Raw genomic sequence first — 16309 nt, forward strand, 5'->3', positions numbered from 1 at the left:
GCGGTGTGCCAAGGCAACTGCAGCAGGCCCTTCGCGGCCGATGACCGCTCCTACGGGAGCTCACCACCTTCTTGCAGGCTTCAACAGCATTCACTGACAGGTGCAGCAAAATGACCACAGTCAACGTATACCAGCAACGCCCCGCTTCGGGCGCCAAGGCCGAAGACCCGCTCCACCATGCCGACCTCGCCAGCCTGGTGGGCAAGGGTCGCCAGGGCGCCGGTGTGACCCTGCGCGAGAAAAAGCTGCTGGGTCACCTGACCCTGCGCGGCGACGGCCATGACCCGATCTTTGCCGGCGCCGTGCACAAGGCAACCGGCCTGGAATTGCCCGGCGCCTTGAGCCTGGTCAGCAGCGGCGACACGTCGCTGCAGTGGCTGGGCCCGGACGAGTGGCTGCTGATCGTTCCCGGTGGCGAGGAACTGGCCACCGAGCAACGCCTGCGCGAAGCGCTGGCCGGGTTGCATGTCGCGGTGGTCAACGTCAGCGGCGGCCAGTCGCTGATCGAACTGAGCGGGCCGAACGTGCGCGACGTGCTGATGAAGTCCACGAGCTACGATGTGCACCCGAACAATTTTCCGGTAGGCAAGGCGGTGGGTACGGTGTTCGCCAAGTCTCAGCTGGTGATCCGCCGCACCGAAGAGGACACCTGGGAGCTGTTGATCCGCCGCAGCTTCGCCGATTACTGGTGGCTGTGGTTGCAGGATGCCTCGGCCGAGTATGGGCTGAGCATCCAGGCCTGACAGTGCAGGGATTGCACAGCCCTGTGGGAGCGGTCATCGGCCGCTAACCAGGCGCCGCGGTGCATCGGACATACCACCGTGCGCCGTTCGCGGCCGATGACCGCTCCTACAGTTGTTTCGACCTCGACACCAAAGGACTACCCATGAGCCGCGCCCCTGACACCTGGATCCTCACCGCCGATTGCCCCAGCGTATTGGGCACGGTGGATGCGGTTACGCGCTACCTGTTCGAGCAGGGCTGCTATGTCACCGAGCACCACTCGTTCGATGATCGACTGTCGTCGCGCTTCTTCATCAGGGTCGAGTTTCGTCAGCCCGACGGCTTCGATGAAGTTGCCTTTCGCGAAGGCCTCGCCGAGCGCGGAGCCAGCTTCGGCATGATCTTCGAGTTGACCGCGCCGCAATACCGGCCCAAGGTGGTGATCATGGTTTCCAAGGCCGATCACTGCCTCAACGACTTGCTCTACCGCCAGCGCATCGGCCAGTTGCCGATGGACGTGGTCGCAGTGATCTCCAACCACCCGGACCTCGAGCCGCTGGCGCGCTGGCACGACATTCCCTATTACCATTTTCCGCTCGACCCCAAGGACAAACCCTCCCAGGAGCGCAAGGTGTTGCAGGTGATCGAGCAGGCCGGCGCCGAACTGGTTATCCTCGCCCGCTACATGCAGGTGTTGTCGCCAGAGCTGTGTCGGCGTCTGGACGGGTGGGCGATCAACATCCATCACTCGTTGCTGCCTGGTTTCAAGGGCGCCAAACCCTATCATCAGGCCTACAACAAAGGCGTCAAACTGGTCGGGGCAACCGCGCACTACATCAACAATGATCTGGACGAAGGTCCGATCATCACCCAGGGTGTAGAGGTGGTCGATCACAGTCACTACCCCGAAGACCTCATCGCCAAGGGCCGCGACATCGAATGCCTGACCCTGGCCCGAGCCATCGGCTACCACATCGAGCGCCGCGTGTTTCTTAACGCCAACCGCACGGTAGTGCTGTAGCAGCGGCGCGAGCCGCGTTCGGCCCTGATGTGATGTGTCAGATGTACCGCGCCGTCATTGACGCGGCTCGCGCCGCTGCTACGGACGACCGCGCATTCCTGTAGCAGCGGCGCGAGCCGCGTCGGGGCATCGCACGAGCAAACGCATGACCGCAGCACGCAAAACCCAAGCTCAAAAACAACAAACAGCGAGGTGAAAGCATGTCTGGTAATCGTGGAGTGGTGTATCTGGGCTCCGGCAAAGTCGAAGTGCAGAATATCGATTTCCCCAAATTGCAGGACCCCAGGGGCAAACGCATCGAGCATGGCGTGATCCTGCGCGTGGTCTCGACCAACATCTGCGGCTCCGATCAGCACATGGTCCGTGGCCGTACCACCGCTCAGGTCGGCCTGGTGCTGGGCCATGAGATCACCGGCGAGGTCATCGAAGCCGGCCGCGACGTGGAACATCTGAAAGTCGGCGATCTGGTTTCGGTACCGTTCAACGTCGCCTGCGGCCGCTGCCGCTCCTGCAAGGAGCAGAACACCGGCGTCTGCCTGACCGTCAACCCGGCGCGCCCCGGCGGCGCCTATGGTTACGTCGACATGGGCGACTGGGTCGGTGGCCAGGCCGAGTTCGTGCTGGTGCCCTATGCGGACTTCAACCTGCTGAAGCTGCCGGACCGCGATGCCGCCATGGAGAAGATCCGCGACCTGACGTGCCTCTCCGACATTCTGCCGACCGGCTATCACGGTGCCGTGACCGCAGGCGTTGGCCCTGGCAGTACCGTCTACGTGGCCGGTGCAGGCCCTGTCGGGCTCGCTGCCGCGGCTTCCGCGCGCCTGCTGGGTGCGGCAGTGGTGATCATCGGTGACGTCAACCCGGTACGTCTGGCGCATGCCAAGGCCCAGGGCTTCGAGATTGCCGACCTGTCCCAGGACACACCGTTGCACGAGCAGATCGCCGCCTTGCTGGGCGAGCCGGAAGTGGATTGCGCAGTCGATGCGGTAGGCTTCGAAGCACGCGGTCACGGTCACAGCGGGGCCAAGGCAGAAGCACCGGCCACCGTGCTCAACTCATTGATGGGCGTGGTACGTGTGGCGGGCAAGATCGGCATCCCCGGCCTGTACGTTACCGAAGATCCGGGCGCGGTGGACGCGGCGGCGAAGATGGGCAGCCTGAGCATTCGCTTCGGACTGGGTTGGGCCAAGTCGCACAGTTTCCATACCGGCCAGACGCCAGTGATGAAGTACAACAGGCAGCTTATGCAGGCCATCATGTGGGACCGCATCAAGATCGCCGATATCGTCGGCGTGGAAGTCATCTCGCTGGACGACGCCCCGCGCGGCTACGGCGAATTCGACGCGGGCGTACCGAAGAAATTCGTCATCGACCCGCACAAGCTGTTCAGCGCCGCCTGACCAGACCCGCTCCTGCAACGAGCATACAACTCCCCTGTAGGAGCGGCCATCGGCCGCGAAGAGGCCACCGCGGTGTATCTGCACGACCGCAGCGCGCCTTTCGCGGCCACGGGCCGCTCCTACGTGGCTTCATCTTTGCCATTACACAATTTTCACCCCCGAGGAACATAATGGACCGAACTGCCGTTTGACGACGGTCCGTCTATCTGTCCCCGAGGTTGCTGCACAATGAACATCACTCGCGCCATGGCCCTGGCTTCCCTGATGGCCGTTGCCACCAGTCCCGCCTTCGCCTTCAACCTGAACGACGCGGTCAATGCCGCCTCCACCCTGCAGAACGGCAAGCAAGGCAACAACGCTGCCGTTGCCGCAGCCCCGGAAGCCGCAGGCCTGCTGAACACCTTGGGTTCGACCCTGAACATCACTCCGACCCAGGCCATCGGCGGCACCGGCGCCATGCTGGGCCTGGCCAAGAATCAACTCAGCACCGCCGACTATTCGCAACTGAGCAAATCCGTTCCCGGCATCGACAAGCTTTCGGGCAACAACGCCTTGGGTGGATTGGGAGGCCTGAGCGGCCTGCTCGGCAAGTCCGACCAGAAAAACATCAGCGCACTGAACAACGCCCTTGGCGACGTGAAAACCACCAGCGACATGAACAGCGCCTTCAGCGCGCTGGGCATGAACAGCGGCATGGTCGGTCAGTTCGCGCCAGTCATTCTTCAGTACCTGGGCCAGCAGGGTGTCGGCGGCCCGTTGCTGCAAAGCCTGGGCAGCATCTGGGGCGCCACCGGCAGCTGATCAACGTCCCGATTCGGTGCGCAATGTGCCGATCAATTGGTCTTTCTCGGTCCATAGCTGGTTGACCCAGTTCTGGACCTTGAGCCGAAATACCGCATCGTTTTCATAATCGCCATCGATCAGGCCCGGATCGATGCTGCGCGACTTGATATCCACGATCACCTTGCGCACATCCCCGCACAACAGGTTCCAGAAGCCCGGGATACGCCCGTGTGGATACACCACCGTGACGTCCAGCAAGCGATCCAGTTGCGGCCCCATCGCGGCCAGTACGAAGGCCACGCCGCCGGCCTTGGGCTTGAGCAGATAGCGGAAAGGGGAGGCCTGCTGCTCGCGCTTGGCCTGGGTGAAGCGAGTCCCTTCCAGATAATTGACGATGGTCACCGGCTGACGCTTGTACAGCTCGCACGCCGCCTTGGTGATTTCCAGGTCCTGGCCCTTGAGGTGTGGGTGCTTGTCCAGAAACGCCTTGCTGTAGCGCTTCATGAACGGATAGTCCAGCGCCCACCAGGCCAGCCCCAGGAACGGTACCCAGATCAGCTCCTTCTTCAGAAAGAACTTGAAGAACGGCGCGCGACCGTTGAGTGCCTGGATCAACGCGGCAATGTCGATCCACGACTGGTGATTGCTTACCACCAGGTAGGACGTGCCCTTGCGCAAGTCGCGTGCTCCGCGAATATCCCACTCGGTACGGGTGCAGACCTTGAAGATCAGTTTGTCGATCTCCGACCAGGTCTCGGCAATCCACATGACCGCCGCCGAGGCATGGTCGCGCCAGCGACCACGCACCACCAGCTTGACCAAGGCGAACACCAGCAAGGGGCCGATCAACACCAGCGTATTGAGCAGCAGAAGGGCGGTCGCAAGACAGCCGGTGAGAAGGCGGCGCATAGGGCTACTCTGGCTTCATGAAGCAGGCAATGATAAGCACAAGCGCGGCTGTAACCAATTCTGCCCGAGGGTTTCGTCAACAAATGTTTCACTTTTATCTCGGTATGCTGCGCGCATTGCACACTGCCCCGAAGGAATCCCAGGTGAAGAACGTACTCGCCCTGTTGTCCATACTGGCCCTGCCCGCGCTGGCAGCAGAGCCGACCCTGTATGGTCGCTATGAATACATCAAACTGCCCGAAATTGGCGGGCAGACGCTCAAGGCCAAGATGGACACCGGCGCACTGACAGCGTCGCTGTCGGCCAAGGACATCCAGACGTTCACCCGCGACGGCGATGACTGGGTACGCTTTCGCCTGGCCACCAAGGACGCCGACAACAAGGTTTACGAGCACAAGATCTCGCGCATGAGCAAGATCAAGAACCGCGCCGAAGAAGACGACGATGGTGAAGGTACCGAAGTCTCGCAACGCCCCGTGGTCGACCTGGAGCTGTGCCTGGGCGACGTCAAGCGCACCGTCGAGGTCAACCTGGTAGACCGCAGCAGCTTCAACTACCCCCTGCTGATCGGCGCCAAGGGCCTGCGTGAATTCAAGGCCGCGGTAAACCCCGCCCGCCGCTTCGTCGCCGACAAGCCCGACTGCTGATTCTGCGTGTGGCAAGCTGGCAATGCGCCTGTCACGTATCCAACGTGCATTAATCAGGATCGTGAGGCCTACGAGGCGAACGGAAAATCTCTCATTTTCCCCCCTTGGATGCTGGTATATATTGTGGTGTATACCAGCACTGGGGGATGCACATGTCTCAGACAGCAAAAGTCTTCGTAAATGGTCGAAGCCAAGCCGTGCGCTTGCCTGCCGCTTTCCGATTCGACACCGATGAAGTCTTCATACGGCGCGATCCCGAGACCGGCGATGTTATTTTGTCCAGAAAGCCGGATTCATGGGATGAGTTTCTGGCACTTGTCGCGGAAGGTGGCGTTCCAGACGACTTCCTGAACGCCGACGATCGCACCCAGGCGGGTGGTGAAAACCGTGATCCACTTGACGGTATCCCTGAATGAAGCAGCTGATGCTGGACACCAATACAGTCAGCTACCTGCTCAAGGGGCATCCAGCGGTCATCAAGAACTTGAGCGCTGTGCCCATGGCATCGGTGTGCATTTCCTCCATCACCGAGGCAGAGTTGCTTTATGGCTTGGCCAAGCGACCGTCGGCGCAGCGATTGGCGGGACTTGTCAATGCGTTCTTGAAAACCGTCGATATCCTTCCCTGGGGCAGCCAGGCGGCCCAGGCCTATGGCTCGAGCCGAGCCGTAGGCGAGCGTCGCGGGCAATGTCTGGGCACATTGGACGGCCTTATCGCCGCCCATAGCCTTTCGCTCGGGATGACACTGGTCACCAGTGACAAGGCGTTTCGTTTTGTCGAGGGACTCGAGGTACAGGACTGGTGCGAGGTCGCGTGAGCACCCCGGCCTGTCAGGCTGACGGCACAGTCGAGCGCAGCGACTCGCGCTCACTCACCTCGGCATACCACCCTGCCAATTCCGGATAGCGCTGCCGCCAGCCAGACTCCGGCATGCGAAAATCAACATACCCCAGCGCACAGGCCACGCCGATCGCCGCGATATCGAACGCTGCGCTCAACTCCGCGACCGCCGTGGCCTCCAGATACGCCAGTCCCCGTTCGATCTTTTCCGCCTGATTATCCAGCCACAACGGCCAGTGCAGCTCAGGCGGCCGCAGGGCCTTCTCGTAGCGAATCAGCACGGCCGCGTCAAGCATCGCATCCGCCAATGACGCCACCGTCAACCGCCGCCAGCGCGGCGCCCCTTCCCGAGGGATCAGCGGGTTGCCCACATGCTGGTGATCCAGATACTCCAGGATCACCCGACTGTCATGCAGCGTAGTGCCGTCTTCGAGTACCAACGCCGGAATCTTCCCGGCCGGGTTGTCCTGGTTCACTGAAGCATCCGGGCTGACAGGGCTCAACGCCACCGTCTTCAGAGCGACCCGCTCCAACTGACCGGTCTCATGCAGCAGCACCATGACCTTGCGAGCAAAGGGGGAGGCGGGGTTGTGATAGAGCGTCATGGCGGGCATGAGGTGTTCTCCTTGGATAAGGAAACACCCTGTATCAGCTGTGAGATGGGGTCAAGTCGTCTCAGCTTGATCGTGATCCACGCTCTCCGACATTGGGTGCGTTGGCCAGGAATGCAGGTTCACAGCTCAACTTGTACACAGGGCTATCGCTCAGCGTTGTGTCACTTCCGCTATGCCTTCGAGCAGACCTGCCTTCTTTCTCAACAGATGCCATGGCCCATCGGCAATGATTCTGCCCTGCTGAATAACCAGAACCCGGTCGAAACGCGCCAATGCTTCGATATCGTGAGTAACGCAGATCAACCCTTTACCTTTGAATGCATGCATCAGGGTGTCCCACGTTGCCATGGCCAGCTCCTGATCGAGTGAAGCGGTTGGCTCGTCGAAAAGATTGAAGCGTCCAGGTCTGTTCAACAAGCGAAGCAGGCCAAGCCGCTTGGCCTGTCCACCGGAAAGGTTGGAAGCGTTGTCGTTGAGATTCAATTGGCTCAGGAGTGCGCTCAATGATAGTTGCCGGGCCTGCTTCAACAGTTCAGGTCCGGCGGCATGGCCATACATCACGCCCGATTCCAAATCGCCCGGCAGAAAGACCGGACTTTGCGGGCAGTAGCGCAGCGCGCGCAGCTGTGAGGCGCCGCAGATACGCTGAACGCAGATACCATTCAAAGAGAGATATTGTCGATACGCCGCATCCATACCCGCCAGCAACTCGAGCAATGTTGACTTGCCTGCACCACTGGGGCCCGTGATCGCCACGCTCTCATCGGACTTGAATCGCAGGGAAGCGTCGAGCGTCAGATGTCGGCCTGACACCTCGCATGCTGCCAACTCCAAGGAGTAGATGAGGGGTGTCCCAGGTTCCAGTGATCGGTCCGGTCCATCGAATCGCGGAAGGCTAAGGGTCTGCTGCAGTTTCACTCTGTCAGCCATGAACTGGTGGGCCGAACGATAGGCTTCGGCAATGCCCGATATGTTGGTGAGAAATCCACCCGCAATCGAGCATAGGGCAACCAACTCGCCGATGGTCAATGTCGGGTTTGTCATCCCCTGGTTTCGAACGCCCCACACCAGAAGTCCACAGGTGGCGAGCCCGATGAAGAGCATTTTCGCGGACCCCAGCGCTGCGGCAGAACTGGCGACGGTGGTAGCGCAACGCGCGTAGCGCTCGAATGCGAGGTTGAGCGGGGATAGCGTTTGTTCTGCCGCGCCTTCCAGCTTGATCGACCGTGCGGCGCGCAGCGTGCTGAACAGACGTTCAGAGACTTCGTCTTCGCTGTCGTTGACGTCGTTGATATGTCGAGTCCGCCACTGGATGATTCTGTGGCACACATATAAATAGATGCATGACGCCGTCAACAGCGCTGCAAAGAGTTGCGCGCCGCCAAAGTGCACAAACAGAACGCTGACGACAAGGATTTCGATGATCAGGGGCAGCCCAACGGTGACAAAGAAATTCAGTATCTGCTCATGAGCGGTAATGCCTCGATCCGTCGCTTTGATCAAATGGCCGATTCTCAGATTATTGAAGATGCTGAATTCTTTTCTGAATATCTCCGCCATCCAGCTGATGGATCGATCCTTGACCGTCTGCTGCACCAGTCGAGTCAGGACATACGTCTGGATGGGTGCAACCGCAGCTGTCACCAGTATGACCAACGCATAACCACCGAGCAGATAAGGTATCGCCAGGTTTTCACCGCTGTTGTCGAGTGACAGGTTGTCAATAATAGAACCCAGCAAGAGTGGAGGCGCAAACAGCGAAAGTTTGAGGATGAATATCGTGATCAAGGTAGCCCCGAACAGGGCTGGTCTTTGTGTTATTGCTTGCGCCAGGAAACGCCTCATATCGATGAGGTCTCATCGTAGGGTACGCACGTTCTCGAGCATCGCAGGATATGCTGCGGGGCGACAGCGGAGCCTGCTCTTATTAGGTTGAATCGGTCCATTCCCGGTATGTAAACCTGAGTGACAATACAGCCGTTATCAAATTTTTTCAGTACTCTGTATGAAGTGTTGTGGCCCGTCCTCTTTAAGCTGTTGACTATTAACTTGATTTGTTTTTCGATAGGAGGTGTTCGGCTGTCAATGCTCTTGTTCCATACGGCAAGATCGTCTTTCCGAAGCTCCGCGAGTTTTATAAGGTTTCGAAGGAGGGGGTGTGAGTCAAGTAGGTCATAGGTTATGCTGTCTAGTTTTTTTTCCGACTCATCATGCAGAGCAGTAATCTGAATAAGCTCGGTTATCGCTCTTGCAATTGCAGTAACTGGAGAGATGGAACATCCAGATCCAACGAGGCACAGGATAAACTGACTCTCGGATTCGTTTGGAAGCGCTGCTGAGAAAAATACTCCACTAGTCGATTCTACAAGCAGAATCTTCATCCAAGATATATCTATAGAAGCGTCACAAAGCTCTAAACAGACCAGACTCATCAGGGTGGGCGAAGGAGTATAGGTGTACTGCCTTAGAGACTGCTTGCACGCAGACATTAATAGGTACGATAAAGTGTGGCGTTCAACCACTTCATTCAGGCCGTGCAGAATTGCCTCATTGAAGCTACATCCAAATGCTGTGCCGGAATTGGTGGAGTAGCGCGCCAGGAAATTCGTATCAGGACAATTCATGGTCGTTTCAAGAAGTTTCCTGTTCGTTGATATCAGTGCTGCTGGCACTTGGACCTCCGAGCCTCCGCTGATGTCAGAAAATAGAAGGCATGGAAGAGATATATCTTTGTTAGGGAGATTGGCTATCACTTCATCCACAATGGTGAATTTCTGGAGCAGTATTTTACGACTTTCAATGCGAGTAGTCTGTTGATTGACATCACCGGTGGCATAGAGATGCTCGATACATTCGGCGAGAGCTCCAACACAACAGGATGGCCCTTTCCCCGCACCTTCTGAAAGTATTTTTCCAGCCTTGTCAGTTAATGCTGCAGTAGCTATCAAATCTGATGTCTTAGATAAGTTAAGTGTGTAGTTTAGGCCGAGCGAACTAATGGTGTCGGTGATCCTGGCCAATGCTTCGCTTGCAGTAAATTCGCGTTCAGACATGTTGAGTTCCTTTTCAATCATGAGGCCTGGGGGCGGGCCCTTCCCCCCAGGCGTTACGCTTCAGCGGCCGATCAATACTCGGATTTAGCGAAGAAACTCATCTCGCTCGCAAGGAAAGTGACCTTGTAGTCACTGAGGTTACGAAAAATTTCAAGAGTGTTTATTTCAGAGCGTTTGCTTCCCATTTTTAATATCTCCATTTGGATAGTGAAGCTGAACAGAGTATTTAGCCTCATCTCGCAAGATGTTTGCGAGGTGCATAGAGATATCATTGAGTTTGGTTTTGTACAACTCTTGCGTGCATCTCTATGTTCAAAAAAACTGTAGGAAATTTTACCAAAGGGTACCGGATTAATTGACTGCAAAGTAGGAAGCTGTTTTCAGTTGTTTGATGTAGAGCGGCTTGTTATGTAGGACTAGGTAATATCAAATACTAGGATCGCAAAGTTAAACAAAACATTACCGCCTAGTTAACCAGGGGTAACTTCCTTCCTCCCAGCTCAGCCCTTCCTCACCAACCCCCACACCCCCAGCACCGCAGGAACCCCCAACCCCACCCACGCCAGGGCATCCCACCCGCCATCCCCCAGCAGGGCAGCGAACAATCCGGTGGCGCCGAGCACGCCGACCAACAGCGGAATGCGGAACACCGGCCAGAACATCGACTTCTTCCTTTTCGTCACGCAGTGGCCTCTGCGCCAGAGGCCTTGGCGGCGCGGCGGCGGACCCACCACAGGTACACGCCACTGCCCAGCACGATGATGGTCAATACATCCAGCGCCGCCCACAGGATCTGCATCGGCATGCCGCCGTAATCGCCGAAGTGCAGCGGCTGCGACAGGCCCATGGCGTCCATGTACCAAGGCCGTTCGACCACGGCAGTGACGTCCAGCGTGGTGGCGTCGATCAGCACTGGCGTCAGCAGGTGCGAGGTCAGGTGGGTACCGCCTTGCATGAACACCGCGTAATGGTGTTCGCTGGAAAAGCGCGTCCCGGGGAAGGCGATGAAGTCGGGTGTCATGCCTGGCGCAGCGCCGTGGGCGATGTCCAACAGGCGGGTGGCGGGCGCCAGTTGTTTGAGCGGTGGCGCGTCGCGGTAGGGTTCGATCAAGGCGCTGAGGGTTTCTGCCCGCCAGGCACCGATCAGCAGGTCGGCGCAGGCGCTGATCACCCCCGTCACGCCCACCACCAGCGCCCAGGTCAAGGTGACCACGCCGATCAGGTTGTGCAGGTCGAGCCAGCGGGTGCGGGTCGATTTCTGATTGCGCACGGTGCCAAACGTGAGTTTGCGCATGAACGGCGCATACAGCACCACTCCGGAAACGATCGCCAGCACGAACAGCAGACCCATGAATGCCAGCAACAGCTTGCCGGGCAGGCCGGCATACATGTCCACATGCAAGCGCAGCATGACCATCATGAAGCCACCGTTGGCCGAGGGCGTTTCCACGGCTTCGCCGGTACGCGCATCGAGCATGAAGGTGTGCGACGAATTGGGCTCGGTGTCGGCGGTGGCAGCGGTAATCGCCAGCACGCCGTGGGGCTCGTCCTCGTCCCAGCCGAAGTATTGCACCACTTCACCCGCACGATGGGCCTGGGCGGCTTCCACCAGCTGTTGCAGATCCAGTTGCGGCGTGTTGGCAGGCATTTCGCGGAACTGTGGCGCATCGCCCAGCAGGTGTTCGATCTCGTGATGGAACACCAGGGGCAGGCCAGTGATGGCCAGCATCAGCAGGAAAAGGGTGCAGATCAGGCTGGTCCAGGTGTGGATGAAGGACCAGCGGCGGATGGTGGTGCTTTTCATTTCAGGGCCTGCAAAAAGAACCCAGCCGTCCACACAGGGATGGCTGGGTCATGGCGCGTTGAGTGCCAGGACGTTATCACCTGTAGTCGATACTGGCGACCGCTGTCGGGTAGCGGTCGGGTGCATACACGCCTTTGCGCTGGTCAGAACACCTGGTTCTGCTGCCTGCGCCGCCACTGGCTCACTTTCTCGGCCAGGACGCGGGGGCTATCCAGACCTTGGCGGCGCGCACGGCTGAACAGCAGCATGGCCAACTCTGCGGTGACCAGCGCATCGGCACTGGCGTGATGGCGCTCGCCGACCTGCAGGCCGAAATGCGTGGTCCAGTCGTCCAGTCCAGCTGCGCGCAGCAGCGCATCGGGGCAGAGCATCGGGGCCAGCTCGGCGACATCGATGAAGGGGTGTTGCAACGTGTAGCCCAGACTGTCCTTGAGCGCGCGGCCCAGCATGTGCTCGTCGAACGGTGCGTGGAACGCCAGCAGCGGGCTGTCGCCGACGAAGGTCATGAAATCGAGCAGGGCGTCTGCGGGCACCTGGCCGGCGGCGATCGCTTCCGGCCCCAGGCCATGGATCAACACACTGGCGCCCAGGCGAGGTTGCTCGCGCAGCAATGTGCGTTCGAACTGCTGGGAGAAGTCCACCGCGCCGTCTTCGATGACCACCGCGCCGATCGACAGCACCTGGTCCTTGTTCAGGTTCAAGCCACTGGTTTCCAGGTCCAGCACCACCCAGCGCTGTTCGCGCAGGCTGCAGTCAGCCAAAGGCTGCGGGCCTGGCAACCCTTGCAGGCGCTGCTGCAGCTCGACTGCCAGCGGGGTGGGGCGTGGCCGTCGCCACGGGAACAAATTCACAGTTGATACCTCAGGCTCAGGCTGGCCTGCAGACGTTGGGCCTGGCGCAGCGACTCGCGCAGGATGCGCCGGTCCAGGTGGTTGAGCTCGGCGGGGTCGATGCGATTGGAGTAGGGCAAGTGCTGCCGGGCCTGGGCCTGATGCTGCTGCATGCGCGTCTGCTGGATGAAATGGTACGCCTCTTCGTAGGCGGCGCCGTCCTGCGCGTCGATGACCTCCTTGGCCACCAGTTGGCGCAGGCGCTCCAGGGTATTGCCGGTGTCGATGCCGTTGGCCAGGGCCAGCAGGCGCGCGCCGTCAACGAAGGGCGTCAGGCCTTGCACCTTGAGGTCCAGGGTGGCTGCCTTGTCGCTGCCTTGACGGGTCAGCACGAAGTCGCGAAAGCGCCCCACCGGTGGGCGTTGGCGCAAGGCGTTCTGCGCCAGCATGCGCTGAAACAGGCGATTGTCGGCCACCTGCTCCAGCACGCTGCGGCGCAACTGCGCACACGCCGAATCATCGCCCCATACCGTGCGCAGGTCGAAGTAGATGCTCGAATTGAGCAGGTTCTCCGGGCTCGCTTCGCGAATGAAACCGGCGAAACGCCGTGCCCATTCCAGACGCGACAGGCACAGCTCGGGGTTGCTGGCCATGACGTTGCCCGAGCACAGGCTGAAGCCGCACTGCGCCAGGGCCAGGTTGATCTGGTGCGCCAGTGGCAGCAGCTTGCCGCGGATTTCGGCAGCGTGGGCAGCGTCGCGGGCTTCGAAGACGATGCCGTTGTCTTGATCGGTGTGCAGGGTCTGCTCGCGGCGGCCCTCGCTGCCGAAACACAGCCAACTGAAAGGCACGCCCGGATCACCGCGCTCTTCCAGCACCAGCTCGATCACCCGGCAGACGGTGTGATCGTTGAGCAAGGTAATGAGCTGGGTGATCTGCGTCGACGATGCGCCATGGGCCAGCATGCGCTCGACCAGAGCGCTGATCTCCCCACGCAAGGCAATCAGTTGTTCCAGGCGCGAGGCATGGCGAATGGTGCGTGCCAGGTGCACCAGATCCACCCGCTGCAGGGAAAACAGGTCGCGCTCGGACACCACGCCGCACAGGCGCTGGTCTTTCACCAAACAGACATGGGCGATGTGTCGTTCGGTCATGGCCACGGCAGCATCGAAGGCGCTGGCTTCGGGGCTGAGGTGGAAGGGCCGCGGGATCATGTAGCGCTCGATGCCCGCACCGAAATCGGTGGCCGCGTCGGCCACGGCCTGGCGCAGGTCGCGCAGGGTGAAAATGCCCTGGGGGGCCTTCAGGTCATCGACGATGACGATGCTGCCCACTTGCTGCTCGTGCATCAGCCGCACGGCGTCGCGCAGCGGCAGAGAGCCTGAGCAGGTCACCGGGTGGCGCATGGCGAGGTCCCCCAGTCGGGTGTTCAGCGAATACTGGGTGCCCAGGGTTTCCACGGCCTGGCGCTGCACTTGCTGGTTGACCTGGTCGAGCAGGCTGCTCACCCCGCGCAGGGCGAAGTCGCGGAACACCGTCGACAGCGCGAACAGCTTGATGAAGGCCGGCTTGTTCAATTGCAGGCAGAAGGTGTCTTCGGCTGCCAGATGCTCGGTGCGCGTGGCCCGTTCGCCGAGCAGGGCGGCCAGCGGAAAGCACTCGCCGGCAGTGATCTCGAACGTGGTTTCGGTGCCGCGACGCGCACTGTGCGGCCGCTCGCCCACCACCTGCCCCTGCTTGACGATATAGAAATGCTCGACAGCGCCATTGGCCGGTTTGATGATGCTTTCACCGCCGGCATAGAAGCGCAGCTGGCACTGCTCGACCAGGTACGCCAGGTGGGCGTTTTCCATCTGGTTGAACGGTGGGAAGCGTTGCAGGAACTGCACGGTGCCGTGGATGTTCTGCAGCACCGCGGTCTTGCCCGCCTGGGTGAAGGCGTCGGTTTTGCTCATGGCCATTACCGCTCGATAGGTCGAATCGGAAGTTGTTGTTATGGGAGATTTGTCTTTATCGTTCGGCCATGGTCGACTGCATGGGCGAAGGTGCCCATTGGACGTAAGTCTAAAAGGCGGGATCGAGCGCAATGGCCAGATGGATAGGTTCTGGATGACGGGAAGCGTATGTCCGATCACGAATTGTTGTTGAGCGATGCCGAGCGTGAAGCGCTCAGCGAACTGGGCCAGGTGCAGGCGCTGCCGCCGCAGCTGGTGCTGGTAGTGGATGATGACGACGACACGCGGGATGTCCTTGCGCAGATTCTGGCGCTGCATGGCATCGAGTGCCTGCAGGCCGACAGCGCCATGGGCGCAATGCTGCAGTTGCGCGCCAACAGGGGCATCGGGCTGTTGATCACCGACCTGCGCATGGGGCCCGAGTCGGGCCTGGACCTCATCCGTGAAGTCCGCGAGTCGGAGCGTGCGGCGCTGCCGATCATCATCATTTCAGGCGATGCCAGCGTGAAGGATGCGATTACTGCCATGCACCTGAGCGTGGTGGATTTTCTCCTCAAGCCGATCGACCTGGACTTGCTGGTAAGACTGGCGCGCGAAGAGCTCGGCTTGATCTGAAGCCTCTCCCAGGTTATCCAAGGTTATCCTGCGCCTGCCTGTGGATAACCTGTGTCGACCCCTCTGCAGGGCGCGTCCTGCAAGGCTTACAGGAAATCGTTCAAAAAACAGCCAGTTTACGGCATGTTGTGCACAATCCACGGGGACCAGGCTGTGGATAACCTCGGCGTAGATCGCTGTACATCAAGCTCGGCGCGGCCTGCAGCCAGTTGATCGTTTTCTGATCAGTCGCGTTTGCGTCGATTCCACCAGATATCCACACTGTAGATAGCCAGCCCCGCCCAGATGAAGATGAACGTCATCAAGGTCGCGGGAGCCAGGTGTTCGCCGAACACCTGAACGGCCAGCAGCAACACGAGCGTTGGCGCGATGTACTGCAAGAAGCCCAGCGTGGTATACGGCAAATGACGCGCCGCAGCGTTGAAGCACAGAAGCGGCACCAGTGTGATCGGCCCTGCAGCCATCAACCAGAGCGCATCGCTGGTGGTCCAGAAGGCCGGTTGGATACTGACGGCATCGCCGTGCCAAAGCAGCCAGCCTGCGGCCAGTGGTACCAGCAACCAGGTTTCGATCACCAGCCCCGGCAACGCCGCCACCGGTGCCCGCTTGCGGATCAGTCCGTAGAAACTGAACGTCAAGGCCAGTGCCAACGAGACCCATGGCAGGCTGCCCACCTGCCAGACCTGCTGCGCCACCCCCGTCGCCGCCAGTGCCACGGCGATCCATTGTAGCGGGCGCAGCCGCTCGCGCAGGATCAGCAGCCCGAGCAATACGTTGAGCAGGGGGTTGATGTAGTAGCCCAGGCTGGCCTCGAGCAGTCGACCATTGTTCACCGCCCACACATAGACCAGCCAGTTGGCGGCGATCAGGCAACCGCTGCCCACCAGTATCGCCAGGCGTACGGGGTTCTCGCGCAATTCGCGCAGCCAGCCGGGGTGTTTCCACACCAGCAGCAGCAACGACCCCAGCAGCGCCGACCAGAGCACCCGCTGGGCGATGATCTCCACGGCCGGGTAGTGCGCAAGGGTCTTGAAGTAGAGAGGGATGAACCCCCAACAGATGTAGGCGCTCAGGCCCAGGATGTACCCCCGACGGGGATTGGCGACTTGCATGGA

At 60.1% G+C, this 16309-nt stretch carries 17 protein-coding genes; 8 read left to right on the plus strand and 9 right to left on the minus strand.

Translation table 11 applies throughout. From position 1 onward, the window contains the following. The first annotated feature begins 110 nt into the window (after positions 1-110). The 4 genes from H7993_RS15855 to H7993_RS15870 all read left to right on the plus strand — a co-directional run bounded on the left by H7993_RS15855 (position 111) and on the right by H7993_RS15870 (position 3945). Positions 111-743, plus strand: a complete 633-nt coding sequence (locus tag H7993_RS15855; protein WP_185794945.1) for a sarcosine oxidase subunit gamma — start codon at positions 111-113, stop codon at positions 741-743. Between the two features lie 143 nt (positions 744-886). Then, positions 887-1744: a formyltetrahydrofolate deformylase gene (gene purU / locus H7993_RS15860; RefSeq protein WP_185794946.1), complete on the plus strand. Its 858-nt coding sequence runs from the start codon at positions 887-889 to the stop codon at positions 1742-1744. Between the two features lie 200 nt (positions 1745-1944). Beyond that, complete coding sequence (gene fdhA / locus H7993_RS15865) at positions 1945-3144, plus strand: formaldehyde dehydrogenase, glutathione-independent (RefSeq protein ID WP_122796568.1); 1200 nt, start codon at positions 1945-1947, stop codon at positions 3142-3144. Positions 3145-3372: 228 nt separating this feature from the next. Continuing rightward, the gene (locus tag H7993_RS15870) at positions 3373-3945 is read left to right on the plus strand and encodes a DUF2780 domain-containing protein (protein ID WP_122480429.1); all 573 of its coding nucleotides are present in this window, start codon (positions 3373-3375) and stop codon (positions 3943-3945) included. Here the strand turns inward: H7993_RS15870 and H7993_RS15875 are convergent, their stop codons facing one another. Then, the gene (locus tag H7993_RS15875; protein WP_185794947.1) at positions 3946-4836 is read right to left on the minus strand and encodes an acyltransferase; all 891 of its coding nucleotides are present in this window, start codon (positions 4834-4836) and stop codon (positions 3946-3948) included. 143 nt (positions 4837-4979) lie between these two features. Between H7993_RS15875 and rloA2 the strand changes: the two genes are divergently transcribed. The 3 genes from rloA2 (at position 4980) to H7993_RS15890 (ending at position 6300) form a co-directional block, all read left to right on the plus strand. After that, positions 4980-5483, plus strand: coding sequence for a retropepsin-like aspartic peptidase RloA2 (gene rloA2 / locus H7993_RS15880; protein WP_185794948.1), 504 nt, complete (start codon positions 4980-4982; stop codon positions 5481-5483). A gap of 152 nt (positions 5484-5635) precedes the next feature. After that, entirely contained in the window at positions 5636-5899 is a 264-nt protein-coding gene (locus H7993_RS15885; protein ID WP_185794949.1) for an antitoxin, read from the plus strand. After that, positions 5896-6300, plus strand: a complete 405-nt coding sequence (locus tag H7993_RS15890) for a type II toxin-antitoxin system VapC family toxin (protein WP_122480426.1) — start codon at positions 5896-5898, stop codon at positions 6298-6300. The genes H7993_RS15885 and H7993_RS15890 overlap by 4 nt, the downstream gene beginning before the upstream one ends. 13 nt (positions 6301-6313) lie before the next feature. On the opposite strand, the gene H7993_RS15895 is transcribed toward H7993_RS15890, so the two are convergent. The 7 genes from H7993_RS15895 to H7993_RS15925 all read right to left on the minus strand — a co-directional run bounded on the left by H7993_RS15895 (position 6314) and on the right by H7993_RS15925 (position 14585). Next, positions 6314-6937, minus strand: a complete 624-nt coding sequence (locus tag H7993_RS15895; RefSeq protein ID WP_185794950.1) for a glutathione S-transferase — start codon at positions 6935-6937, stop codon at positions 6314-6316. A 150-nt stretch (positions 6938-7087) separates the two neighbouring features. Continuing rightward, on the minus strand, positions 7088-8782 hold the full coding sequence (locus tag H7993_RS15900; RefSeq protein ID WP_185794951.1) for an ATP-binding cassette domain-containing protein: 1695 nt from the start codon (positions 8780-8782) through the stop codon (positions 7088-7090). Further along, entirely contained in the window at positions 8779-9990 is a 1212-nt protein-coding gene (locus H7993_RS15905; protein WP_185794952.1) for a YcaO-like family protein, read from the minus strand. Before H7993_RS15905 ends, H7993_RS15900 begins: the two co-directional genes overlap by 4 nt. 500 nt (positions 9991-10490) lie before the next feature. Continuing rightward, positions 10491-10652: a hypothetical protein gene (locus tag H7993_RS15910; RefSeq protein ID WP_163007696.1), complete on the minus strand. Its 162-nt coding sequence runs from the start codon at positions 10650-10652 to the stop codon at positions 10491-10493. A 17-nt stretch (positions 10653-10669) separates the two neighbouring features. Beyond that, the gene (locus H7993_RS15915) at positions 10670-11794 is read right to left on the minus strand and encodes a PepSY-associated TM helix domain-containing protein (RefSeq protein ID WP_185794953.1); all 1125 of its coding nucleotides are present in this window, start codon (positions 11792-11794) and stop codon (positions 10670-10672) included. Positions 11795-11937: 143 nt separating this feature from the next. Further along, entirely contained in the window at positions 11938-12645 is a 708-nt protein-coding gene (locus tag H7993_RS15920; RefSeq protein ID WP_185794954.1) for an exonuclease domain-containing protein, read from the minus strand. After that, positions 12642-14585 carry a putative nucleotidyltransferase substrate binding domain-containing protein gene (locus tag H7993_RS15925; RefSeq protein WP_185794955.1) on the minus strand — a complete coding sequence of 648 codons (1944 nt, stop codon included), beginning with the start codon at positions 14583-14585 and terminating at the stop codon, positions 12642-12644. Before H7993_RS15925 ends, H7993_RS15920 begins: the two co-directional genes overlap by 4 nt. Before the next feature lie 162 nt (positions 14586-14747). On the opposite strand from H7993_RS15925, the gene H7993_RS15930 reads away from it, so the two are divergent. Continuing rightward, positions 14748-15194 (plus strand): response regulator, encoded by a 447-nt coding sequence (locus H7993_RS15930; RefSeq protein WP_185794956.1) that lies wholly within the window; start codon positions 14748-14750, stop codon positions 15192-15194. A gap of 224 nt (positions 15195-15418) precedes the next feature. Here the strand turns inward: H7993_RS15930 and rarD are convergent, their stop codons facing one another. Then, on the minus strand, positions 15419-16306 hold the full coding sequence (gene rarD / locus H7993_RS15935) for an EamA family transporter RarD (RefSeq protein WP_122480420.1): 888 nt from the start codon (positions 16304-16306) through the stop codon (positions 15419-15421). Positions 16307-16309: the final 3 nt, after the last annotated feature.

Source organism: Pseudomonas baltica (assembly GCF_014235765.1).
GTDB lineage: Bacteria > Pseudomonadota > Gammaproteobacteria > Pseudomonadales > Pseudomonadaceae > Aquipseudomonas > Aquipseudomonas baltica.